Origin of the sequence: Pseudomonas sp. BP01 (assembly GCF_022760795.1) — a bacterium.
Classification (GTDB): Bacteria; Pseudomonadota; Gammaproteobacteria; order Pseudomonadales; family Pseudomonadaceae; genus Aquipseudomonas; species Aquipseudomonas putida_Q.
Genome location: NZ_JAFBKA010000022.1, coordinates 20,974 through 44,813 on the forward strand (window position 1 = coordinate 20,974; position 23,840 = coordinate 44,813).

Here is a 23,840-nt window from a genome sequence, read left to right on the forward strand (position 1 = left end):
CATGGACGACCAGCAGTAAGGGAACTATGTGAAGCGAAGCAGTCCGCTGTCACCGCTGTTGCTGGGAGCCTTCGGGCTCCTGGCCCTGAACTTCCACCCGGTTGCCCAGGCAGCCGATGATATAGACCCCCAACTGCGCCAAGTCGGGCCATCGCTGTTACGCGATGCGCCCGATGCAGTGCCTGCCCGCCCCGCCACCGGCATGGCCCCGGTCGCCAGTGGCGAGCGGCTGGGGCTGACCGACGCAGTGCTGCAGGCCGCTCAATGGCATCCCAGCATCGCCGAGGCCATCGGCAACCTGTACAAGCAGGGCGAAGGCATCAACGTCGCCCGCGCCGGGTATTACCCGCAGATTTCCGGCGGTATCCGCACCGGTTATGACACCGGTTATGGCGGCGACCGCAACAGCCAGGCCCTGAACCTGTCGCTAAAACAGATGCTCTATGACTTCGGCAAGGTCGACAGCGCCGTCAGCGCGGCCCAGGCTGCCGCCGCCCGCGCCCAGGCCAATATCCTGCTGGTGGTCGACGACCTGGCCCGCGACACCGCTTATGCCTGGATCGAAACCCGCCGCTACGAGCAACTGATGACTATTGCCCGCGACCAGATTCGCGGGGTGGGCGACATTGCCGGCATGGCCCGCCAGCGCAGCGACATGGGCGCCAGCACCCGCTCCGACGTGGTGCAGGCCGAGTCCCGGGTGGAAAGCGCCCGCGCCACGCTGGAGGAGTACCAGTCGCAGTACGAGCGCTGGCGTTCGACCTTGGCGGCACTGATGGGGCGCATCACCCCACCGGCGCTGGCCGAGGATTCGCCAGCAGCGCTGAACCAGGCCTGCAAGCGGCCCTCGCAAGGCGATGACCGCCTGCCTGCCGTGCTCATGGCCCTGGCCCAGCGCGCGCAGGGCCAGGCCGAACTGGCCCAGGCCAAGGCCGAGGCCTACCCGACGCTGTCGTTGCAACCGCAGGTCAACCACTACCTGGACAACGACTACAACCGCGACAACTCACGCATGGACCGCACCCAGGCGGGCATCTACCTGAACGTCGAGGTACCTATCTATCAAGGGGGTGCCATCAGCGCCCGCAGCCGCGCAGCCGGTCACGCCCTGACCGCCGCCGACTCCGCCGAGGATGCGGCCCGCCTGCAAGCCCGTCGTGGCCTTGCCGAGGCCATGGCACAAACCTCCGGGCTGGGCCGCCGACTGACTTCGCTGGAAGCGCGCCAGGTCAGCATCCAGGAAGCACGCATGCTCTACGGCCGCCAGTACCTGGACCTGGGCACGCGGCCGCTGCTCGACCTGCTCAACGCCGAGCAGGAGATATACCAGTCACGCTTCGAACTCGCCGGCACCCGCTCTGACCTGCTGCGCCTGGATGTCGACTGCCTGTACAACACCGGCGCCCTGCGCACGGCCTTTGGCCTTGAGGGGCGCAACCTGCAAGGGGTGGAGATCCAGCCATGACCGATTCGATCAATGTGACCCTGCCTGAACAACCCGCTGCCCCCGCGGCCGAAGCGCCTCATCGACCGGACCTTGGGCCTTGGCTGGAAGTGATGCTCCAGGTGGCGCACCACTACCGCCTGGACGTGTCGCCCCAGCGTATTCGCCTGGCCGCCGTCGAGGATGCCCGCCCGCTGGACGAGATACTTCGGCACATGGCGCGCCAGGCCGGCCTGGCCCTGCGCTTCGTGCGCTTCGACGCCAAGGGCTTGCGACAGTGGCGTACACCGCTGGTACTGGAACTGGATGATGGCCAACTGGCGGTGGTCGAGTCGGTCACCGAAGAGGACGACCTGGCGGTAGTGTTCGCGGGTGACCAGGGCCTGACCTCACGCCTGCCCCGTGACAGCCTCAAGGGCCGCATCAACCGCGTGGCCCTGCTGCGCCCGGCACGGCCGCTGCGTGATGTGCGCACCGATGACTACACCGCACCCTACGACCGCCACTGGTTTGCCCGCATCGTGCTGCGCGACCTGCGCCCTTATGGGCAGGTGATGGTCGCCTCGCTGGTGGCCAACGTCCTGGCCCTGGCGGGGGTACTGTTCTCGATGCAGGTGTACGACCGGGTGATCCCCGCCGAATCGCTGCCAACCCTGTACGTGTTGTTCGGTGGTGTAGTGCTGGCGCTGGTGTTCGACTTCAGCATGCGCCTGCTGCGCCTGAAGGTGACCGACCTGCTCGGCAAACGCGCCGACCTGCGGGTGAGCGACCTGGTCTACGGGCATGCCCTGCGCCTGCGCAACTCGGTGCGGCCGAAGTCCACCGGGTCGTTCATCTCGCAGCTGCGCGAGCTGGAATCGATCCGCGACCTGATCACTTCCAGCACCGCCACGGCGCTGGCCGACCTGCCGTTCTTCCTGCTGTTCCTGTTCGTGTTCTGGCTGATCGGCGGCGTGCTGGTATTCATCCCGCTGGTCGCTTTGCTGGCGATGGTGGTACCTGGGGTGCTGGCACAACGGCGCCTGGCGCGGCTGGCCAATGCCTCCATGCGCGAGTCGGCGCTGCGCAACGCCATGCTGGTAGAAAGCATCCAGGGCCTGGACGAGATCAAGGCACTGCAGGCCGAAGCACGCTTCGAGCGGCAGTGGAACCAGTACAACGCCGCCTGCGCCCATACCAACCTGCGCCTGCGCACCCTCACCAACGGCCTGGTGACCTGGACCCAGAACGTACAGGGCGCGGTGTTTGCCGTGGTCATCGTGGTCGGTGCACCGATGGTGATCGCCGGCGACCTTACGACCGGTAGCCTGGTGGCGGCGTCGATGCTGTCGTCGCGGATGATGGCGCCACTGGCGCAACTGACCCATGTGCTGACCCGCTGGCAGCAGGCCAAGGTGGCCCTGCAAGGGCTGGACAAGCTGATGCAGTCCCCCGTCGACCACCCCGAAGGCGAAGCCCGGGTGCACTTGCCGGCCATCCGCGGTGAATACCACTTGCGCCAGGCCAACTTCCGCTACAGCGAGGAATCCCCGCCAGTGCTGAACATCGGCCAGCTGGATATCCAGCCGGGCGAGCGGATTGCCGTGCTCGGGCGCAACGGTGCTGGCAAGTCGACCCTGCTGCAAGCCCTGGGTGGAGCCATGGACCTGGTGCAAGGCGAGGTCAGCCTGGACGGCATCGCCATGGGCCACCTCGACCCTGCAGACCTGCGCCGTGACGTGGGCCTGCTGCCACAGTACGCGCGCTTGTTCCACGGCACCCTGCGGGAAAACCTCACCCTCGGTGCCGGCCAGGCCAGCGACCAGGAACTGGTGGCCGCGCTGGCTGCCACGGGCGCGCTGGACTTCGTCCGCCGCCTGCCCAAGGGCATGGACCACCTGATCCTGGAAGGCGGCCTGGGCTTGTCTGGCGGCCAGCGCCAGGCCCTGGTGCTGTCGCGCCTGCTGGTGCGCCAGCCGCAAGTACTGCTGCTGGACGAGCCGACCGCGTCGCTGGACGACATGACCGAGCGCAAGCTGCTGGATAACCTCGAACGCTTCTGCCAGGGCCGCACCCTGGTCATCGCCACCCACCGCCTGAGCGTGCTGCAACGGGTCGACCGCATCCTGGTGCTGGACGGCGGGCGCATCGTCATCGATGACACCCGCGATGCCGCGCTGGCCAAACTGCAAGGAGCCCAGGCATGAGCAACCATGAACTACCGGCCTCCTACCTGGATGGGCAGGACGACCAGGCGGTGTTCCGCGCCGGCCGCATCATCACCATTTGCGCCTTGATGCTGGCCGCGTTCCTGGCCTGGGCCGCCTGGTTCGAGGTGACCGAGGTATCCACCGGCACCGGCAAGGTGATCCCCAGTTCGCGGGAGCAAGTAATCCAGTCGTTCGAGGGCGGCATCGTCGCGCAGATGAGCGTGGCCGAAGGCGACCTGGTCGAGCGCGGCCAGGTGCTGGCCCAGCTCGACCCGACCAAGACCGCCTCCAGTGTCGGCGAGAGCGACGCCAAGTACCGCGCTGCCAAGGCCAGCCAGGCCCGCCTGCAGGCGGAGGTGACTGGCAAGCCGCTGACCTTCCCGGAAAGCCTGCGCGACTCACCCGACCTGATCGAAGCCGAAACCGCGTTGTACCAGACCCGCCGCCGCGGCCTGGAGCAGACCCTGGCGGGTATCCAGGACTCGCTGCAACTGGTGCGCAGCGAGCTGAAGATTACCGAGAACCTGGCAAAGATGGGCGCCTCCAGCCGGGTTGAAGTGATCCGCCTGAATCGCCAGCGTTCGGAGCTGGAGCTCAAGGCCAACGAAGCCCGCTCCGACTACCTGGTGCGTGCCCGGGAAGAACTGGCCAAAGCCAGCGCCGAGGCCGACAGCCTGTCGGAAGTGGTCCGCGGGCGCAGTGACTCGCTTACCCGCCTGACCCTGCGCTCGCCGGTGCGTGGTATCGTCAAGGACATCGAGGTCAACACCCTGGGCGGCGTGGTGCAGCCCGGTGGCCAGGTGATGAAGATCGTGCCGATGGACGAACGCCTGCTGATCGAAACCCGCATCGCGCCGCGCGATATCGCCTTCATTCACCCGGACCAGGCGGCCAAGGTCAAGATCAGTGCCTATGACTATTCGGTGTATGGCGGGCTGGAAGGCAAGGTGGTAGGTATTTCGCCGGACACCCTGCAGGATGAGGTGAAACCGGAAATCTACTACTACCGGGTGTTCATCCGCACCGAGCAGGACAGCTTGCAGAACAAGGCCGGCAAGCACTTTGCGATCGTGCCGGGGATGATTGCCACGGTGGATATCCGCACCGGTGAGAAGACCATCCTCGATTACCTGATCAAGCCGCTGAACCGGGCCAAGGAGGCACTGCGCGAACGCTGATCCAGGCGTTTACACACATCCCCAGGTTCTGTGCAAAATGCCTAAAGCCCAACCGGAACAGGCCGATAACCGGTTATCCCCTGTTCCCCACCGAAGGTCACCATGGCCACGCAAAATGCCCGCGCGGACTCGTTGTCCCTGCTGCTGTTCACCCTGCGCAGCGGCAAGTTGATGGCAATCAACCTGCTCAAGGTCAGCGAAATCATCCCCTGCCCGCCGCTGACCAAACTGCCGGAATCGCACCCCAACGTGAAAGGTGTGGCGACCCTGCGTGGCCATTCGCTGTCGGTCATCGACCTGTCACGCGCCATCGGCGAGCGGCCACTGGAAGACCCGCAAGGCGGCTGCCTGATCGTCACCGAGATCAGCCGCTCGCGCCAGGGCCTGCATGTGCAGGCGGTCAGCCGCATCGTGCATTGCCTGAGCACGGATATCAAACCGCCGCCCTTTGCTTCGGGCAACCGCTCGTTCATCACCGGCGTGACCCGGGTCGACAACACCCTGGTGCAGGTGCTGGACATCGAAAAAGTCATCCACTCCATCGCCCCACCGCAGGCCGAACCGCCTCACGGCACCTTGAGCGAAGAAGACGCCAGCCTGCTGGCCGCCGCCAACATCCTGGTGGTGGACGACAGCCAGGTGGCCCTGCAGCAGTCGGTACATACCCTGCGCAACCTGGGCATCGAATGCCACACCGCGCGCAGCGCCAAAGATGCCATCAACGTGTTGCTGGAGCTGCAAGGCACCGCGCAGGAGATCAACATCATCGTCTCCGACATCGAAATGAGCGAAATGGACGGCTACGCCTTCACCCGCACCCTGCGCGAAACCCCTGACTTCCAGCACCTGTACGTGCTGCTGCACACCTCGCTGGACAGCGCCATGAGCAGCGAGAAGGCAACCCAGGCCGGGGCCAACGCCATCCTCACCAAGTTCTCCTCGCCAGAGCTGACCGATTGTCTGGTGGTGGCCGCGCGTACCGTGGTGTTTGCCGAGCACTGATATATTAAGCGACAAACTCCCCGGCTTGCCGCCGGGGGTGAGTCGGGCATAATTCGCGCCCCTTGCAAGCAACTTGCCGGAATCGCGTATGAAGTTTTTCAGCTCTATCCTGATCACCTGCGCCCTCTTCAGCGGTGTCACCCAGGCCTCCAGCAGCGAGGCCTGGAACGAGCAGCGCCAACAGATGCTCAAGGCCTGCCTGGCCGCCAGCCAGTTCAAGGATGCCCACGCCCGCGGCAAGCCCGCCGAGTTCGATGACCAAGTTGGCATGAGCGCCCTGCTCGTCGAAGGCGTCTATCCGCAAAAGCACATGCAGCAACGCACCGGCACCGAGCTGTGCCTGTACGACCGCCAGCACCAGCGTGCCTTCATCAGCGAGTGGAGCCCGGAAGCCAAGTGACCGACAGCTTGCGATTCGGATGTACCGGCTGCGGCAAGTGCTGCACCGGGCACCACGTGCCCCTGACGCTGGCTGAGGCCCGCCGCTGGGCAGATGATGCCGGCCAGGTGATAGTGCTGATCGAAGCCTTCGTGGCCGATGGCCCCGGCATGCCGCCTGAGCAGCGCGAACATGTGTTGCGCCGCTCGTATCCAGTGGCCTGCGGCGACGGCGAGGCACGTGTGTCGGTGACCTTTGCCGCGTTCAACCCCGGGCGTTGCCGCAACCTCGACGACAACGACCTGTGCACCATCTACGACCAGCGCCCGTTGGTCTGTCGCATCTACCCGGTGGAAATCAACCCGCACATTCCGCTGCGCCCAGACAGCAAGGACTGCCCGCCGGAGGCCTGGCAGCAAGGGCCAGAGCTGATTCACGGCACGCAACTGGTCGATGCGGAACTGCAAGCGCTGGTGCAAGCCTCGCGACAGGCCGACCGCGATGACATTGCCGCCAAGGTGGCGGTGTGTCAGGCGCTGGGCATGACCACCAGTGCGCTCAAGGGCAATGGCTTTACCGCCTACCTGCCGGACATGGGCGCGTTTGCCACGGCGCTGGCGCGCGAGCAGTGGGATGACGATGGGCAGTGGACCTTGCATGTGCAGGATGAACCGCTGGTCGCGAGCTTGCAGGGGCTTGGTTTGCGCACTACCAGTGAAACCCCGGTGTACTACGCCTTTATCGGTTTCTAGCCAAGACATACGCCATCCCCTTGTAGGAGCGGCCTTGTGTCGCGATCGGGCTGCGAAGTAGCCCCCGGGATTTCGGCGTTACCACATAGATTGCCGGGGCCGCTTCGCGGCCCGATCGCGACACAAGGCCGCTCCTACACGGGATCGCATTCTGCGGCACGCGAAACTGACAGCGCTGTCAGCCAGCCGTCACGCTGCCGACCCGGTTCGGGGGCTATAAGATTGAGTACAGACAACCGTTTCCCTCCCTTCTGGCCAAGGTGCCCGCACCGATGCGACGTCCGTCCCGCTCTGTCCTCCTCGCCGCCTTGGCGCTCCTGGCCCTGGTGGTAGCAGGCATCTGGTTCAGCCAGCGCCAACCCGCACCGGCTACTCGCGCGCAAACCGCCATACCGGTACGTGTGGTCAGCGTCGCCCAGCAGGACGTGCCGCGCTATGCCAGCGCCATCGGCTCGGTGTTGTCGCTGCACAGCGTCGAGGTCCGGCCACAAGTGGAGGGGATACTCACTCAAGTGCTGGTCAAGGAAGGCCAATGGGTCAAGCAAGGCGACCTGCTCGCCACCCTCGACGACCGCAGCATCCGCGCCAGCCTTGACCAGGCCCGCGCACAACTTGGCCAGAGCCAGGCACAGATCCAGGTGGCCGGTGTCGACCTCAAGCGCTACCGCCTGCTCAGCAGCGACGACGGCGTGTCCAAGCAAACCCTCGACCAGCAACAGGCACTGGTCAACCAGTTGCAGGCCACGGTCAAGGGCAACCAGGCGGCCATCGCCAACGCCCAGGTGCAACTCTCCTACACACAGATTCATTCACCGGTGACCGGGCGCGTCGGCATCCGCAATATCGACCCCGGCAACCTGGTGCGCACCAGCGACACCCAAGGGCTGTTCAGCGTGACCCAGATCGACCCGATCGCCGTGGAGTTCTCGCTGCCGCAACAGATGCTGCCGACCCTGCAAGGCCTGCTGAAGGCGCAAACCCCAGCGCTGGTCGAGGCCTACATGGACGCCGATGGCGATCGCAACCTGCTGGGCACAGGCCACCTTGCGCTGATCGACAACCAGATTTCGGCCAACACCGGCACCGTGCGGGTCAAGGCCGAGTTCGACAACAAGGACGGCCTGCTGTGGCCGGGGCAACTGGTCACCGTACGGTTGCGCACGGCAATGGACGAAAACGCTCTGGTGGTACCGCCCCCGGTGGTGCAACGCAGCATCGATGGCCACTTCGTCTACCGCCTCGACGGCGACAAGGTCACCAGCGTGCCGGTCAAGGTGCTGTACCAGGACAGCACGCTGAACATTGTCGCCGGGGTCAAGGCCGGTGACCAGCTGGTGCTCGACGGCCAGTCGCGCCTCAAACCCGGCTCCAGGGTCGAGATCACCCCTGATGCCCCGGCGCCTGCCGAGATGGCCGACCGCAGGAGCCAGCCATGAACACCCGCAATGGCGTCTCGGCCTGGTGCATCGACCACCCCATCGCCACCCTGCTGCTGACCTTCGCCCTGGTGCTGCTGGGCGCCATCGCCTTCCCGCGGCTGCCCGTGGCGCCGCTGCCCGAGGCCGACTTCCCGACCATCCAGGTCACCGCCCAACTGCCCGGTGCCAGCCCGGAAACCATGGCCTCTTCGGTGGCCACGCCGCTGGAGGTGCAGTTCAGCGCCATCCCCGGCATGACCCAGATGACCAGCAGCAGTGCGCTGGGCTCGACCACGCTGATCCTGCAGTTCACCCTCGACAAGAACATCGACACCGCCGCCCAGGAAGTGCAGGCGGCAATCAACACCGCCACCGCCCGCCTGCCCCAGGACCTGCCCAGCCCGCCCACCTGGCGCAAGGTCAACCCGGCCGACAGCCCGGTGGTAATCCTCACCGTCAGCTCTGCACAGATGCCCGGCAACGAGCTCAGCGACTACGCCGAAACCCTCTTGGCCCGCCAGCTCAGCCAGATCGACGGGGTCGGCCTGATCAACATCACCGGCCAACTGCGCCCGGCCATACGGGTGCAGGCACAACCCGAGAAACTGGCAGCCATCGGCCTGACCCTGGCCGACGTGCGCCTGGCCATCCAGCAGACCAGCCTGAACCTGGCCAAAGGCGCGCTGTACGGCGAGCACAGCGTGTCGACCATCGCCGCCAACGACCAGCTGTTTCACCCCGAGGACTATGCGCAGCTGATTGTCAGCTACCGCAACGGCGCCCCGGTGCACCTGAAGGACGTGGCCAAGGTCATCAACGGTGCCGAGAACGCGTATGTAAGGGCCTGGTCGGGCAATCAGCCGGGGCTTAACCTGGTGATCTTCCGCCAGCCCGGCGCCAATATCGTCGACACCGTGGACCGGGTGCTCGACGCCTTGCCACGCTTGCAGGAAATGCTCCCGGCCTCGGTTGAAGTGTCGGTGCTGCAGGACCGCACCCAGACCATCCGCAGCTCGCTGCACGAGGTCGAGCTGACCCTGATGATCGCGGTGGCGCTGGTGATCGGAGTAATGGCGCTGTTCCTGCGTCAGTGGTCGGCCACCTTCATTGTCTCCAGCGTGCTCGGCGTCTCGCTGATCGCCACCTGCGCGCTGATGTACGTGTTCGGTTTCAGCCTCAACAACCTGACCCTGGTGGCCATCGTCATTGCCGTCGGTTTCGTGGTCGATGACGCGATCGTCGTGGTGGAAAACATCCATCGCCACCTGGAAGCCGGCGACGATAGCCGCACCGCGGCGCTCAAAGGCGCCGGCGAGATCGGTTTCACCGTGGTGTCGATCAGTTTCTCGCTGATCGCCGCGTTCATTCCGCTGCTGTTCATGGGCGGTGTGGTGGGCCGGCTGTTCAAAGAGTTCGCCCTGACCGCCACCGCGACCATCCTGATTTCGGTGGTGGTATCGCTGACCCTGGCCCCCACCCTTTCGGCGCTGTTGATGCGGCGCCCACCCGGCGACCACCAGGGCGGGTTCGGCCAGCGCCTGCTGGGTTGGTACGAAAAAGGCCTGGACCGCGCGCTGGCCCACCGGCGGATTACCCTGGGGGTGTTCGGCATTACCCTGGCGCTGGCCGTGGCCGGCTACGTGGGCATCCCCAAAGGCTTCTTCCCGCTGCAGGACACCGGCTTCATCCTTGGCACCACCGAGGCAGCGGCGGATGTGTCCTACCCGTCAATGATCGAGAAGCACCTGGCGCTGGCGAAGATCATCGGTGACGACCCGGCAGTGCGCGCCTATTCGCACTCGGTGGGGGTGACCGGCAGCAACCAGACCATTGCCAACGGCCGCTTCTGGATCTCGCTCAAGCCCCGCGGCGAGCGAGACGTCTCGGCCAGCGAATGGATCGACCGGCTCCGCCCGAAACTGGCGCAGGTGCCGGGCATCGTCTTGTACATGCGCGCCGGCCAGGACATCAACCTCAGCTCCGGCCCGTCACGCACCCAATACCAGTACGTGCTCAAGAGCAACGACGGGGTCGCGCTCAACCTGTGGACCCAGCGCCTGACCGACCGCCTGCGGGAAAACCCGGCGCTGCGCGACCTGTCCAACGACCTGCAACTGGGCGCCAGCGTCACCCGCATCGATATCGACCGCCAGGCTGCGGCGCGTTTCGGCCTGACCACCACCGACGTCGACCAGGCCTTGTACGATGCCTTCGGCCAACGCCAGATCAGCGAATTCCAGACCGAGACCAACCAGTACAAGGTCATCCTCGAACTGGACGCGCAACAGCGTGGCAAGGCCGAAAGCCTCAATTTCTTCTACCTGCGCTCGCCCCTGACCAACGAGATGGTGCCGCTGTCAGCCCTGGCGCATGTCGCCGCGCCAAGCACCGGGCCGCTGTCGATCAGCCATGACGGCCTGTTCCCGGCCGCCAACCTGTCGTTCAACCTGGCCCCCGGCGTGGCCTTGGGCGACGCGGTGCAGATCCTGGAGCGTGCGCAGCGCGAGCTGGGCATGCCCGACTCGATCACCGGCAACTTCCAGGGCGCCGCCCAGGCGTTCCAGAGCTCGCTGTCGAGCCAGCCCTACCTGATCCTCGCCGCGCTGGTGGCGGTGTACATCATCCTCGGGGTGCTGTACGAGAGTTTCGTCCACCCGCTGACCATCATCTCCACCCTGCCCTCCGCCGGCCTGGGCGCGATCATCCTGCTGTGGGCCAGCGGGCAGGACTTCAGCATCATGGGCCTGATCGGCGTGGTACTGCTGATCGGCATCGTCAAGAAGAACGGCATCCTGCTCATCGACTTCGCGCTCGAAGCCCAGCGCCATCACGGCATGACGCCCGAGCAGGCGATACGCCAGGCCTGCCTGGTGCGTTTCCGCCCGATCATCATGACTACCCTGGCCGCATTGCTGGGCGCAGTGCCGCTGATGTTCGGCTTTGGCACCGGCGCCGAGCTGCGCCAGCCACTGGGCATTGCGGTGGTGGGTGGCCTGCTGGTGAGCCAGGCACTGACGCTGTTCACCACCCCGGTCATATACTTGGCCCTGGAGCGCCTGTTCCACCGCCGCCAGGCTGCCCCTGCGGCAGCGCCAAGTGCCAGCTAGGACAAGACCATGCGTGTGCTGATCATCGAAGACGAAGAAAAAACCGCCGACTACCTGCATCGCGGCCTGAGCGAACAGGGCTTTACCGTGGACCTGGCACGGGACGGCCTCGATGGCCTGCACCTGGCCCTGGAGGGCGACTACGCGGTAATCGTGCTGGATGTGATGCTGCCTGGCCTGGACGGCTATGGTGTGCTGCGCGCCTTGCGCGCGCGCAAGCAGACGCCGGTGATCATGCTGACCGCCCGCGAGCGGGTCGAAGACCGCATTCATGGCCTGCGTGAGGGCGCCGACGACTACCTGGGCAAGCCGTTTTCGTTTCTTGAACTGGTCGCCCGCCTGCAAGCCCTGACCCGCCGCAGCAGCAGCCATGAACCGTTGCAGGTGCAGGTGGCAGACTTGTGGATCGACCTTATGGCACGCAAGGCCACACGCGCCGGCCAGCGTCTGGACCTGACTGCCAAAGAGTTCTCGCTGCTCAGCGTGCTGGCCCGTCGGCAGGGTGAAATCCTGTCGAAGACGGCGATTGCCGAGCTGGTCTGGGACATCAACTTCGACAGCGATGCCAACGTCGTGGAAGTGGCGATCAAACGCCTGCGCGCCAAGCTCGACGGGCCCTTCGACAACAAGCTGCTGCACACCATCCGAGGCATGGGCTATGTCCTGGAAAACCGTGCGGGGTAATTCCATCGCCCTGCGTCTGTCGGCACTGTTCATCCTGGTGGCACTGGGGGTGTTCCTGCTGATTGGCTCGGCGCTGTATCGCCAGGTCGACCGCAGCCTGGACCTGCTGCCGCAGGCCGAACTGGACGCACGCTTCAGCGTGCTCGAATCCACCCTCAACCGCTTCGGCACGCAGGAACACTGGGCGAAGATCAACAACAAGCTCAACCTGCTCAGCGAAGAAGACAAGCGCATCCGCTTCTGGGTGGTCAGCAGCAACCCGGCCTACGAATACGGCCACCCCAGCGAGCTGGTACGTGCCTTCGCCGAAGGCCAGCAGGGTATGCGCGACCTGCACCTGCCCGACCAGCCCTACCCGTACAAGGTGCTGGTCAGTGAGCTGCCAGCGCTGGGCGAGCGGCCGGCGATGCGTTTTCTGATCGGCATCGACACCGAAACCTTCTGGCAGGCCCAGCACAGCCTGCTGGTGGCGATTGTCGGGCTGGCGGTGCTTGGCGTGCTGTTGGCTTCAATACTGGGCTACTGGGTGGCGCGCATTGGCCTGCGCCCGCTGCTGGCGTTGTCCAACGAGGCCCAGGCCCTTGCCCCGCCACGCCTGGACGGGCGTTTGCAAACCCACGCCCTGGCCCCGGAGCTGGCACAGTTCACGGGCGCCTTCAACGCCGCACTCGACCGGGTCAGCCAGGCCTACTCACGGCTGGAAGCCTTCAACGCCGACGTCGCCCACGAGCTGCGCTCGCCGCTGACCAACCTGATCGGCCAGACCCAGGTAGCGCTGACCCGCGGCCGCAGTGCCGAGCATTACTTCGAAGTACTGCAATCGAACCTGGAAGAGCTGGAGCGCCTGCGCAGCATCATCAACGACATGCTGTTCCTGGCCAGCGCCGACCAAGGCAGCAAGGCCACCGCCCTGACCCAGGCCTCCCTGGCCGAGGAAGTGGCAACCACCCTCGACTACCTGGACTACATCCTCGAAGACGCCCAGGTCAGCGTGAGCGTGATCGGCGACGCCCAGGCGCCCATCGAAAAGGCCCAACTGCGCCGGGCGCTGATCAACCTGCTGAACAACGCCGTGCAGCACACCGCGCCGCACCAGGTGATCCAGGTGCAGATCGCTGCCGGGCCAGATCAGGTCAGCATCGCGGTGAGCAACCCGGGGCCGGCGATTGACGATGAACACCTGCCGTTGCTGTTCGAACGCTTCTACCGCGTGGATGCGGCGCGCAGCAACAGCGGTGGCGGCAACCATGGGTTGGGGTTGGCCATCGTCAAGGCGATTGCACTGATGCATGGGGGGGAGGTGTTTGTGCGCAGTGGGGCCGGGCTCAATACCTTCGGTATCCAGTTGCCGATCCATACCTGACTCTCGACGCGCCACCCCCTGTGGGAGCGGGCAAGCCCGCGAACACGGGCGAAGCCCGTGCCATACACCGCGCTGCCTGCTTCGCGGGCTCGCCCGCTCCCACAAAGAATGCGTAACGCGTCTAGCGCGGGGTTTTACGGCCAAAGTCCTATTGCTTTCTCTGGGATCGTTACCTTTTGCGCAACAGTGCTTATCGCACTTCGCTCTGTTTCAAGTGCACTGAAAGGACTAACTTTACCCCTGTCCTCATTAGCACTTGCCCCGCAAGAAGGTAGTTTCAAATGTCCAACAGTATGGGTATTGCCAGCGTCTTCGTCCTGTCTTCCCTGTTGTTGTCGCCCCTGGCCATGGCCGAAGAATCCAGCGCTTTCGTCACCCGTAATGCAGAGCTCGCCGCCGTCCATCAAGACGCCCGCGACGCGGTAGCTGCAAACAAGGCCGACGCCGCCAAAGACGCAAAACAGACAGCTTCCAAAGTTTCTGTCGATGTCAACGCCGACAGCTGATCAAACGCTGTTGCTGCTCCCGATTTCCCTTGGCTACGCCATGGGCACCACCGGTGCCGATATGTTAGCCTTTTAAAGCCGCTGCCGATCAGCGGCTTTTTTTATGTGCTTTAACGCTCAGCCCGGCTGTAACGTCTACCTAAAAAAAGACGCACATTCAAAAACAAAAACTGCCCCACCGTCAGACCAAAGGAGCTAGTACCGGTGCCTTCCGCGTTCCGTTTTACCCCGCTGTTCATTGCGTTGACTGCAACGATCCCTTTCGCCGCCCAGGCAGATGAAGACAAGGCTGATGGCTTCATCGACGGGTCGTCCTTCAACCTGCACTTTCGTAATGCCTACTTCAACCGCGACAACCACAACGCCGGCGTGCGTGACACCCGCGAGTGGGGCCAGGGCGCTGTTGCGCGCTTCGAGTCGGGCTACACCCCAGGCGTGATCGGCTTTGGCCTGGATGCACATGCCATGCTGGGCCTCAAGCTGGACGGCGGTGGCGGCCATGCCGGCACCAGCATCCTGCCCGAGCACATCAAGGACGACGGCGAACTGGGTGCTGCCCCGCACTCGTTCTCCACTGCCGGCGCTGCGATCAAGCTCAAGGCGTTCGACACCGAACTGAAAGCCGGCGACCTGTTCCTCACCAACCCGGTGATCGCTGGCGGCGAAACCCGCATGCTGCCGCAGACCTTCCGTGGTGTGAGCCTGACTAACACCAGCATCGACGGCCTGCTGCTCGAAGGCGGCCAGGTGAGCTTCACCCACCCGTACAACCAGAGCGGCCACCGCCGCATCGACACCTACTATGGGTCGCTGGACGAGCACGACAAGAGCAAGCACCTGAACTGGGCCGGCGCGTCGTGGAGCGGTACCGAGAACATCACCACCAACCTTTACGCCGCCGAGCTGAAGGACATCTGGAACCAGTACTACGCTGACTTCGACTACACCTACGTGGTCAACGACCTGGTCAGCCTGAACCCAGGCGTGCACTTCTACCACACCCAGGACACCGGCCAGGCCCTGCTGGGCAAGATCGACAACAACACCTACAGCGTGCACTTCACCGTCAACGCAGGCTTCCACAGCGTCACCGCCGCCTACCAGCGGGTCAATGGCAACACGCCATTCGACTACATCAACCTGGGCGACAGCGTGTACCTGGACAACTCGCGCATGTACTCGGACTTCAACGCGCCAAACGAGCGCTCGTGGAAGCTGCAGTACGACTATGACTTCGCCGGTGTCGGCCTGCCTGGCCTGACCACCTCGCTGTCGTACTCGCGCGGTGAAGCCGACCTGACCAAAGCCACGCAGGACACCAGCCACTACGACTACTACCGTGAAGATGGCAAGAACGCCATGCACTGGGAACGTGACCTGGACGTGAAGTACGTGTTCCAGGAGGGTGACCTCAAGGACCTGTCGGTACTGGTGCGCTACGCCACCCACCGTGGCAGCCAGGGTTATGCGTCGATCGACAGCAACAGCGACAACGATGAACTGCGGCTGATCGTGGACTACCCGCTGAACGTGTTCTGATCCAGGACCTCTAGCGAGGGCTCCGCCCTCGATCGCCGGCAAGCCAGCTCCCACAGGTACTGCACAACCGCTAAGCCTGACGCAGTACCTGTGGGAGCTGGCTTGCCGGCGAAGGGCTGCGCAGCAGCCCCAGACGTGATTCCGTCGGACAAATCTTGTCCGACAATCACGGCTTCCCTAGAATGTCGCCGCCGCGAATGGCCCTGCCCACGCAGTAGCGAGCATGCCCACCCGATTACCGCGTTTCGCATTTTTCAGGTCCCACCCCGAGCTGACCCTCAACCTGGGCAGTTGCCTTGCCGTGCTCGCCATCGTGGCCATCGTCAGCTTCTTGCTGGCGCGTGAACGTGACAGCGTCGAGCTGTCGGCGATTCGCTCGTCCAACAACATCGTCCAGCTGATCGAAAGCGACATCCTGCGCAACGCCGAACTCTACGACCAGTCACTGCAGGGCCTGATCTGGGCCGTCGGGCGCAAGGAGCTGCCGGAAATACCCGGGCCGTTGCGCCAACGCCTGCTGTTCAATGAAGCCTTCGTCGACCGCAAACGCGGTGACGTGCTGTGGCTCGACAAGCAAGGCAATGTGGTGGGGGACTCCACCAGCAATGTGCGCAAGGCCAACTTTGGCGAAACCGGTGTGTTCAAGGCACACCAGGCCAACGCCAATCTGGGCTTGCTGGTAGGCCCGCCATTCAAGGCCAAGCTCGGCGACCTGGACTGGTGTATCAGCTTCAGCCGGCGCATCTCCGGCCCCGATGGCGAGTTTGCCGGGCTGGCAGCAGGCGCATTGCGCTTGTCGTACTTCAGTGAGCTGTTCCAGCGCCTGGACATTGGTGACGACAGCAGCATCAACCTGTTCAATACCGACGGGCAGCTCCTCGCCCGCCAGCCCTCACGCCCGCAAGACCCGCTGATCGGCAGCAACTATGCCGAGCGGCCCAACTTCAAGCGCATCCTCAGCGAACAAAGCGGTAACTTCACTGCCCGCTCTGGCAGCGACGGCAACCCGCGCATGTACACCTTCGCCCGGGTCGCGCAGTTGCCGCTGATCGTGCTGGTGGTGCACCCGGCCGATGAGGTGTTCCAGTCGTGGCGCCGCACCGCGATCCTGGTCAGCGTCGCCACTGGGGTGCTGTGCGTGGGCATTCTCTGGCTAACCCTGCTGCTAGGCCGCGAACTGCGCCGCCGCCAGGACGCTGAGCAGGGTCTGGCGACGTTGGCCGCCACCGACAGCCTGACCGGCCTGGCCAACCGTCGTCGCCTGGACCAGGTGCTGCGCCATGAGTGGTCGCGCGCCCAACGCAGTGGCAAGCCGCTGGCGGTGCTGATGATTGATGTGGACCACTTCAAGGCGTTCAACCAGCGCCATGGCCACGCCGGTGGTGATCACGCATTGCGTGAGGTGGCCAAGACCATCGAGGCGAGTATTCGTCGCCCGGCAGATCTGGCTGCTCGTTATGGCGGGGAGGAGTTTCAGGTGGTGCTGCCAGAAACGGATCTTGCGGGCGCGCAGCTACTAGCCGAGCGGATTCGCACCAGCGTCGAAGCACTGGCACCGTTTGCCGATGATGCCCACGCGGTTACGGTGAGCATCGGCATCGGCGTGTCCGGCACCCAGCACGACCTGAGCGGCGTGCTGGGTGCTGCGGACGAAGCGCTCTACCGGGCAAAGGCCAAGGGCCGTAACCAGGTAGAAGGGCCTGACGCCTAGGAACGGGCGCGGGCGGCGTTGCGCAGGGCTTTTACCTGGTCATGGTTGCGCTGCACGCCCTGCAGCTGTTTCTCCACAAGGTTGTAGGTCATGTCGCTGGCACTGCGGCCCAGTTTTACCAGCTTCTCGCGCGCTTCCTTGTAGGCTTTGAGGGCGTGGTCCTCACCGCGCTCAACCTCGTTCAGCACCGCTTCTTCGTCCTTGCCGGTGACCATCGACTTCAGGTTGACCCACCCGCGATGCAAGTCGCCGCTGATGCTGGTGGAGGTTTCCGGGTCGCCGCCCAGACGGCGCACTTCACTTTGCAGTTCGCCAGCGGCGTTGGCGCATTCACCGGCTCGCTGAGCGAAGAACGCTTTCAGCTCGGGATTCTTCACATCATCGGCCGAGGCTTTGAAACCTTTCTCGCCATCCTTGCTGTATTCGATCAGGTCGTTGAGTACGTCAATCACGTCTTTGTTGGGGTTGCTCATGGTCGAACTCCTTGGCAGGTGATAGTCATCTACACCGGTGCAGCGTTCGTGCCACGCTTTCAAATTAAATAAATTCTTTATTTTTCAATTAGTTATATAAAACCGGAAAACGACTGATGGCTGCGTTCTGCATGATTGCCGCTTGGGCCTTCGTGCAGATTGCAGTATGGTCGGCGCTTTTCCACAGCCAGGTGCATTGATGATGAAGCCGGAAATGCTCGAATTGCTGGTGACCCGCAGCATGCCGTTCGGCAAATACCAGGGGCGCATCATTGCCGACCTGCCGGGGGACTACCTGGCGTGGTTTGCGCGCAAGGGTTTCCCCGCGGGTGAGTTGGGCGGATTGCTGGCGTTGATGCATGAAATCGACCACAACGGGCTGGGTGACCTGCTGGTGCCGTTGCGGCAGAAGCATCGGCGTTGACCTGTCCCGCCCTATCGCCGCCAAGCCAGCTCCCACAGGGATAGTGCAGATCCTGGAGCTCAGCGTAGTCCTGTGGGAGCTGGCTTGCCGGCGATAGGGCCAGCAGGGCCAACCAATGGCCCTAGCCCTTCACCGTTGCCACGGCCAGCTCTACCCGCTCGCTCTTCTTGATCACCGCATACACCACCGCCGTCAGCAGGCTACCCGCCACGATAGCCAGCAAATACAGCAAAGCATGGTTGATCGCATTGGGAATCAGCAGCACGAACAAGCCGCCATGCGGCGCCATCAGCTTGCAGCCAAAGTACATCGACAATGCCCCCGTCAGCGCACCACCGGCGATACTGGCCGGGATCACCCGCAGCGGGTCCTTGGCAGCGAACGGGATCGCCCCTTCAGAAATGAAGCACAGCCCCAGCGCCAAGGCGGCCTTGCCCGCCTCGCGCTCGCTCTGGGCGAACTTGCGCCGGGCCAGGAAGGTGGCGATGCCCAGGCCGATCGGCGGCACCATGCCGGCGGCCATGGTCGCCGCCATCGGTGCGTAGCTCGACGACGCTAGCAACCCCACCGAGAAGGCATAGGCGGCCTTGTTGATCGGCCCACCGAGGTCGACACACATCATGCCGCCCAGCAACAGCCCCAGCAGAATGGCATTGGTGGTGCCCATGCTGTCGAGGAAGTGCGTGAGGCCTTCGAGCATGGCTGCCACCGGCTGGCCGACCACATAGATCATCACCAGGCCAGTGATCAGGCTGGCCAGCAGCGGAATGATCAAGATCGGCTTGAGCGCCTCCAGGCTGCTGGGCAAGCGCGCCCAGCGGGCAATAGCCTTGGCGCTGTATCCGGCAATGAAGCCGGCGACGATGCCACCGATGAAGCCGGCACCCAAGGTGCTGGCCAGCAGGCCACCGATCATGCCCGGCGCAAGCCCCGGGCGGTCGGCAATAGACCAGGCGATATAGCCCGCCAGCAGCGGCACCATCAGCTTGAACGCAGCCTCCCCGCCGATTTGCATCAACGCAGCCGGCAAGGTGCCCGGCTGTTTGTAGGCCTCGATGCCGAACACGAACGACAGGGCAATCAGCAGGCCGCCAGCCACCACCATGGGCAGCATGAACGACACGCCGGTGAGCAGGTGCTTGTACACACCGGTCTTTTCACCCTTCGCTGTCGTGGCCGCCGCTGCGGCATCGGCGCTGTTTTCCACCTTGGCTTCGGCCAGCGCCTTGTCCAGGGTGGCAGGTGCCTGCTTGAGTGCAATGCCGGTGCCGCACCGGTAGATACGCTTGCCGGCAAACCGCGCGGTCGGCACTTCAATGTCAGCAGCCAACAGCACCACATCCGCTTCAGCGATGGCCTGGGCTGACAAAGGGTTGCGCGCACCGACCGAGCCTTGGGTCTCGACCGTGAGCTGATAACCCATTTGCTGTGCGGCTTGCTGCAAGGCCTCCGCCGCCATGAACGTGTGCGCGACGCCCGTCGGGCAGGCAGTGACTGCGACGATGCGTGTGCCCGTGCTGCCAACCTCGGCCGGCGCACCTGCTGCAGCCAGCAGCGGTTGGGCATTGGCCGCCGCTTCGTCGAGGAAGCCCTCGCGGTCGGCCAGGGCCTGGGCCGGCGTGCTCTGGTACACGCGCTTGCCGACGAAGCGGGCCAGGTCCACCGGGCCGGTGCTGACCACCAGCACCCAATCGGCCTCAGCGATCTGCGCGGCGCTCAGTTGCCGCTCGGGGTGCCCGGCATCCTGCACTTCCACACTGGTGCTCCAGCCGCGCCGCTGGGCAGCGGCAGACAGCAAGCGCGCGCTCAGCACACTCGACACCTGGCCGTTGGGGCAGGCGGTGACAATGGCAATGTTCATCGGCAACCCTCTTGTTGTTCTGTCAGTTGCACCGCGGCTTGCAGGCGCGCCAGCTGCTCACGGTCACGGATGCCGAAGCCAACCTGGGTGACGGCCTGGGCGGCAATCGCCGTGGCGCGGGCCAGCGTCTGGGCAGGGGCCTCGCCCTGCAGCAGGCCATGGACCATGCCGGCCACCAGCGAATCCCCCGCCCCCACCGTGCTGGCAACCCGCACAGTGGGCGGGCAGGCATGCAGGGCCAGGTTGCGGGCGAACCAGCTGACGCCCTGCTCGCCCGCAGACACCACTACATGTTCGACACCGCTGGCCAACAGCTGCTCGGCAGCGGCGCGCTGCTGCGCAGGGTTATCCACAGCCTGGCCCAGCACTTCGCCAAGCTCTTCGGTATTGGGTTTTACCAACCAGGGCGCGCTTTGCAGGCCGGCGCGCAAGGCTTCGCCGCTGCTGTCCAGCGCCACCTTCAGGCCAAGGGCCTTCAACCGGTCCAGTAACTGGCGGAACCAGTCAGCGCTAATCCCTCGCGGCAGGCTGCCCGCCACCACCACGGCATCGTGCCCCGGGGCGACCTGCTGCAGGCGCTGCAGCAAGGCACTGCATGCCGCCTCGTCGACCTCCGGGCCTTGGCCATTGATGTCCGTGACGCGGCCATCGGCCTCAACCAGCTTGATGTTGCTGCGGGTTTCGCCCGGCACGCGAACAAAGCAGTCGGTAAAGCCGCGCCAGTCGATCAGCGCCTCGAAGGGCTGCAGGTTATCGCGCCCGAGGAAACCAGCAACGGTCACGCTGTGCCCCAGGTCGGCCAATACCTGGGCAACGTTCAGCCCTTTGCCCGCCGCGTGGCTCTGTTGGGCCTGGCTGCGGTTGACCTGCCCCGGGCGCAGGGTATCGAGGCCGATGGTGATATCCAGCGCCGGGTTCAGGGTGAGGGTGAGGATCTTGGCCATTCAGTAACGCTCCACCAGCGCGCGAACCGCTGCGGCGCTGTCTTGTTGCAGGGCCTCACGCGCCAGGGCGCGGGCCGTCTGATGATCGGCCTGGCGCACCAGGGCCTTGACTTCGGCGATGCTGCGCGCGGACACGCTGAGTTCGTCCACGTCCAGCCCCAGCAGCACAGGCACCGCCTGGGGGTCGGCCGCCAGCTCGCCGCACACGCCCACCCACTTGCCGTGGGCATGGGCGGCGCGCACGGTCATGTCGATCAGGCTCAGTACCGCCGGGTGCAGGCCGTCGGCCTGGGCCGAAAGGCTGGGGTGGCCACGGTCGATGGCCAGGGTGTATTGAGTCAGGTCGTTGGTGCCGATACTGAAGAAGTCCACTTCGCGGGCCAGTTGCGCGGCCAGCAGCGCCGCCGAAGGCACCTCGACCATGATGCCCAGTTGCAGGTCGGCCACCGGGATTTCTGCACGCAGGCGCTCGACCATGGCCCGCGCCTCGCGCCACTCATGCACCTGGCCCACCATCGGGAACATGATGCGCAGCGGGCGCTGGTCGGCAGCCCTGAGCAAGGCGCGCAGCTGGTCTTCCATCACTTGCGGGCGTTGCAAGGTCAGGCGGACGCCACGCACGCCGAGGAAGGGGTTTTCCTCGGCGGTGATCGGCCAGTACGGCAGCGGCTTGTCGCCGCCAACATCGAGGGTGCGCACCACCAGCGGCCGCCCGTCCAGGCCATCGAGCACACGACGGTACTCGGCCTCCTGGGTGGCAACGTCCGGGGCCTGGGGGTGGGCCATGAAAATCAGTTCGGTGCGCAGCAAGCCCACACCTTCGGCGCCCTGCTCCACCACCTTGGCGATACCGCTGCTCTCACCGATGTTGGCGAACACTTCCACGGCGTGGCCATCGCGGGTGACAGCCGGTTCAAAACGGTTGGCCCAGGCCGCCTGCAAACGCTGTTCGCGCGCATCACGCTCGGCCAGCGCGCGTTGCAATTCATCCTCCGGCGGTGCCACGCTGACCACGCCGCGCTGGCCATCAAGCAGCAATGGTGTGCCCGCTTCCAGCAGCAGCATAGCCGCCCCTGCGCCCACCACAGCCGGGATGCCCAAGGCACGGGCGACAATGGCGCTGTGTGCAGTGGCGCCACCCTGGGCAGTGACGATACCGGCGACCCGGCTTGGGTCCAGCCGGGCGACATCGGACGGGCCGACTTCGGTCATCACCAGTACGTAGGGTTGCTCGGGCTCAGCCTGGGCGTGCACACCGCACAAGTGCGCCAGCACGCGGCGGCCGATGTCGCGCAAGTCAGCGGCGCGCTCGGCCAGCAGGGCATCGTGCAACGCCTCTTGCTGGCGCGCTGCGGCCTCTATCACTGCCATCCACGCCGCCGCAGCACTCTCACCCTGGGCAAGGCGCTGCTCGACATCATCGGTCAAGGCCGGGTCGGCGAGCATTTCCTGGTGCGTGACGAAAATTTCGCCAATGGCCTTGTCGCTGCGCTGGACCAAGGCCTGCAGCTCACTGTCCACCGTTGCCATGGCCTGGCGCAGCTTTTGCCGTTCCTGGGCACAGGATTCACCCCGCAGGGGGTAGTCGAACTCACGCTCGACACACACATGGGCAGGGCCACTGGCAATGCCCGGGGCAGCGCCCACGCCCTGAACGCGGCTACCGGCGGCGGGGGCTTGCAGCACTTGGGCGGCGACACTGGCAACGGGCTCCGCACTTTGCGGCAGCGGCTCCACCTCTTCACCCAGGCCTTGTTCGATAGCGGCCAGCAGCACCGGCAAGGCATCGGCGGCGATACCCGGCTCGGCCACCAGTTCCAGGGCCTGGCCACGACGTGCACCGAGGCTGAGCAGCTTGCTCAGGCTCTTCACCGACACCGCCGGCTGCGCGCTGTCGACCAGGCGTATGCGGATTTCCCCTTCGAAGCCTTTCGCCAGTTGCGCCAGCACCTTGGCCGGGCGGGCATGCAGGCCATGCGGGTTGGCCAGCACGATGCGCGCGCTAGGCCAGTCCGCTGGCGCCTCGCCGCCCAGCACTGCCAGTACCGCACGGCTGCTGGTGGCCTGGTAGAGCATCTGCCCGCGGCCTTCGATCAGCACTTCGCACAGGCGCTCAAGCAGGGCCTGGTGAGCAGCGCCAAGGCTGGCCAGGCAGAACAGGCCATTGAGCGGCTGGTCGCGGTAACGCAGGGGCTGCTGTGGGGTAATAAAGGCCAGGCCCGGCTGGCGCACCTGGCGCTCGCTGTGCAGCCACCACAGGCCCTCGCCCAGCGGCAGCGGCTCGGCCTGCTGCAGCACAGCGGCAAAACCGCTGTCGACGCAGTCGGCACGCTGCAACAGGCGGGCACCACGCCAGGCCAGTTCGTCGAAGTCTTCAGCCGGCAGGTTCAGGCCGACCAGTTGCGCATCCAGCGCCAGCTCTTGGGGCGCGCCTTGCAGCAGCTTGAGCAGCGCTTCGGCGGAACTGGCACGGCGCAGCGCTTCGGCCAGGTCGGTTTCGCCCAACGCGCGGGTCAGCAGCTGCAGCAAGCGCAGGTGTTCGTCGGAACGGGCGGCGATACCGATGGCGAGGTAGACCATTTGCCCATCGCCCCAGTCCACGCCCTCGGGAAACTGCAACAGACGCACGCCGGTGGCATACACCAGGTCACGGGTTTGCGGGGTGCCATGGGGGATGGCGATGCCCTGGCCAAGGAAGGTGGAGCCTTGCGCCTCGCGGTCCTGCAGCCCCTGCAGGTACCCTTGCGCGACAAGGCCATCGGCAACCAGCCGGTCCGCCAGCAGGCGCAACGCCCCGGCCTTGTCGGCGGCCGTCTGGCCCATGGCTATCTGCTCCTTGGCGAGTTCGAGCATGACCTTCTCCTTT

At 65.1% G+C, this 23,840-nt stretch carries 18 protein-coding genes; 14 read left to right on the plus strand and 4 right to left on the minus strand.

The genetic code is table 11. From position 1 onward, the window contains the following. Positions 1-28 precede the first annotated feature (28 nt). From JOY50_RS19230 to JOY50_RS19290, 13 genes are all read left to right on the plus strand, one after another. Positions 29-1,465: a TolC family outer membrane protein gene (locus tag JOY50_RS19230; protein ID WP_132846388.1), complete on the plus strand. Its 1,437-nt coding sequence runs from the start codon at positions 29-31 to the stop codon at positions 1,463-1,465. Continuing rightward, positions 1,462-3,630: a type I secretion system permease/ATPase gene (locus JOY50_RS19235; RefSeq protein WP_138737418.1), complete on the plus strand. Its 2,169-nt coding sequence runs from the start codon at positions 1,462-1,464 to the stop codon at positions 3,628-3,630. The genes JOY50_RS19230 and JOY50_RS19235 overlap by 4 nt, the downstream gene beginning before the upstream one ends. Next, complete coding sequence (locus JOY50_RS19240; protein ID WP_028614156.1) at positions 3,627-4,811, plus strand: HlyD family type I secretion periplasmic adaptor subunit; 1,185 nt, start codon at positions 3,627-3,629, stop codon at positions 4,809-4,811. Before JOY50_RS19235 ends, JOY50_RS19240 begins: the two co-directional genes overlap by 4 nt. A 102-nt stretch (positions 4,812-4,913) precedes the next feature. Further along, positions 4,914-5,813: a chemotaxis protein gene (locus JOY50_RS19245; RefSeq protein ID WP_063424909.1), complete on the plus strand. Its 900-nt coding sequence runs from the start codon at positions 4,914-4,916 to the stop codon at positions 5,811-5,813. 88 nt (positions 5,814-5,901) lie between these two features. Further along, positions 5,902-6,213, plus strand: coding sequence for a hypothetical protein (locus JOY50_RS19250; RefSeq protein WP_243055646.1), 312 nt, complete (start codon positions 5,902-5,904; stop codon positions 6,211-6,213). Beyond that, positions 6,210-6,944 carry a YkgJ family cysteine cluster protein gene (locus tag JOY50_RS19255; RefSeq protein ID WP_132846386.1) on the plus strand — a complete coding sequence of 245 codons (735 nt, stop codon included), beginning with the start codon at positions 6,210-6,212 and terminating at the stop codon, positions 6,942-6,944. Before JOY50_RS19250 ends, JOY50_RS19255 begins: the two co-directional genes overlap by 4 nt. Positions 6,945-7,216: 272 nt before the next feature. After that, positions 7,217-8,380, plus strand: coding sequence for an efflux RND transporter periplasmic adaptor subunit (locus JOY50_RS19260; RefSeq protein ID WP_132846385.1), 1,164 nt, complete (start codon positions 7,217-7,219; stop codon positions 8,378-8,380). Then, the gene (locus tag JOY50_RS19265; protein WP_132846384.1) at positions 8,377-11,469 is read left to right on the plus strand and encodes a multidrug efflux RND transporter permease subunit; all 3,093 of its coding nucleotides are present in this window, start codon (positions 8,377-8,379) and stop codon (positions 11,467-11,469) included. Before JOY50_RS19260 ends, JOY50_RS19265 begins: the two co-directional genes overlap by 4 nt. Positions 11,470-11,478: 9 nt before the next feature. After that, positions 11,479-12,153 (plus strand): heavy metal response regulator transcription factor, encoded by a 675-nt coding sequence (locus JOY50_RS19270; protein WP_132846383.1) that lies wholly within the window; start codon positions 11,479-11,481, stop codon positions 12,151-12,153. Continuing rightward, positions 12,128-13,516, plus strand: coding sequence for a heavy metal sensor histidine kinase (locus JOY50_RS19275; RefSeq protein WP_243055647.1), 1,389 nt, complete (start codon positions 12,128-12,130; stop codon positions 13,514-13,516). The genes JOY50_RS19270 and JOY50_RS19275 overlap by 26 nt, the downstream gene beginning before the upstream one ends. Before the next feature lie 281 nt (positions 13,517-13,797). Further along, positions 13,798-14,022, plus strand: coding sequence for a hypothetical protein (locus JOY50_RS19280; RefSeq protein ID WP_132846381.1), 225 nt, complete (start codon positions 13,798-13,800; stop codon positions 14,020-14,022). Between the two features lie 204 nt (positions 14,023-14,226). Next, the gene (locus tag JOY50_RS19285; protein ID WP_138737423.1) at positions 14,227-15,561 is read left to right on the plus strand and encodes an OprD family porin; all 1,335 of its coding nucleotides are present in this window, start codon (positions 14,227-14,229) and stop codon (positions 15,559-15,561) included. 223 nt (positions 15,562-15,784) lie between these two features. Continuing rightward, a complete protein-coding gene (locus tag JOY50_RS19290; RefSeq protein ID WP_132846379.1) occupies positions 15,785-17,272 on the plus strand; it encodes a GGDEF domain-containing protein in 1,488 nt (495 codons plus the stop codon). On the opposite strand, the gene JOY50_RS19295 is transcribed toward JOY50_RS19290, so the two are convergent. Then, positions 17,269-17,745 (minus strand): PA2169 family four-helix-bundle protein, encoded by a 477-nt coding sequence (locus JOY50_RS19295; protein ID WP_243055648.1) that lies wholly within the window; start codon positions 17,743-17,745, stop codon positions 17,269-17,271. The two genes, JOY50_RS19290 and JOY50_RS19295, sit on opposite strands and share 4 nt — an antisense overlap. A gap of 202 nt (positions 17,746-17,947) precedes the next feature. On the opposite strand from JOY50_RS19295, the gene JOY50_RS19300 reads away from it, so the two are divergent. Next, entirely contained in the window at positions 17,948-18,169 is a 222-nt protein-coding gene (locus JOY50_RS19300; protein ID WP_132846455.1) for a DUF3820 family protein, read from the plus strand. Positions 18,170-18,290: 121 nt separating this feature from the next. Here the strand turns inward: JOY50_RS19300 and JOY50_RS19305 are convergent, their stop codons facing one another. Genes JOY50_RS19305 through ptsP form a run of 3 tightly spaced genes read right to left on the minus strand, consistent with a single transcriptional unit; the run spans position 18,291 to position 23,827 of the window. Continuing rightward, a complete protein-coding gene (locus JOY50_RS19305; protein ID WP_132846377.1) occupies positions 18,291-20,030 on the minus strand; it encodes a PTS fructose-like transporter subunit IIB in 1,740 nt (579 codons plus the stop codon). After that, positions 20,027-20,974 carry a 1-phosphofructokinase gene (gene pfkB / locus JOY50_RS19310; RefSeq protein WP_132846376.1) on the minus strand — a complete coding sequence of 316 codons (948 nt, stop codon included), beginning with the start codon at positions 20,972-20,974 and terminating at the stop codon, positions 20,027-20,029. Before pfkB ends, JOY50_RS19305 begins: the two co-directional genes overlap by 4 nt. Then, positions 20,975-23,827 (minus strand): phosphoenolpyruvate--protein phosphotransferase, encoded by a 2,853-nt coding sequence (gene ptsP, locus JOY50_RS19315; RefSeq protein WP_243055649.1) that lies wholly within the window; start codon positions 23,825-23,827, stop codon positions 20,975-20,977. Positions 23,828-23,840 lie beyond the last annotated feature (13 nt).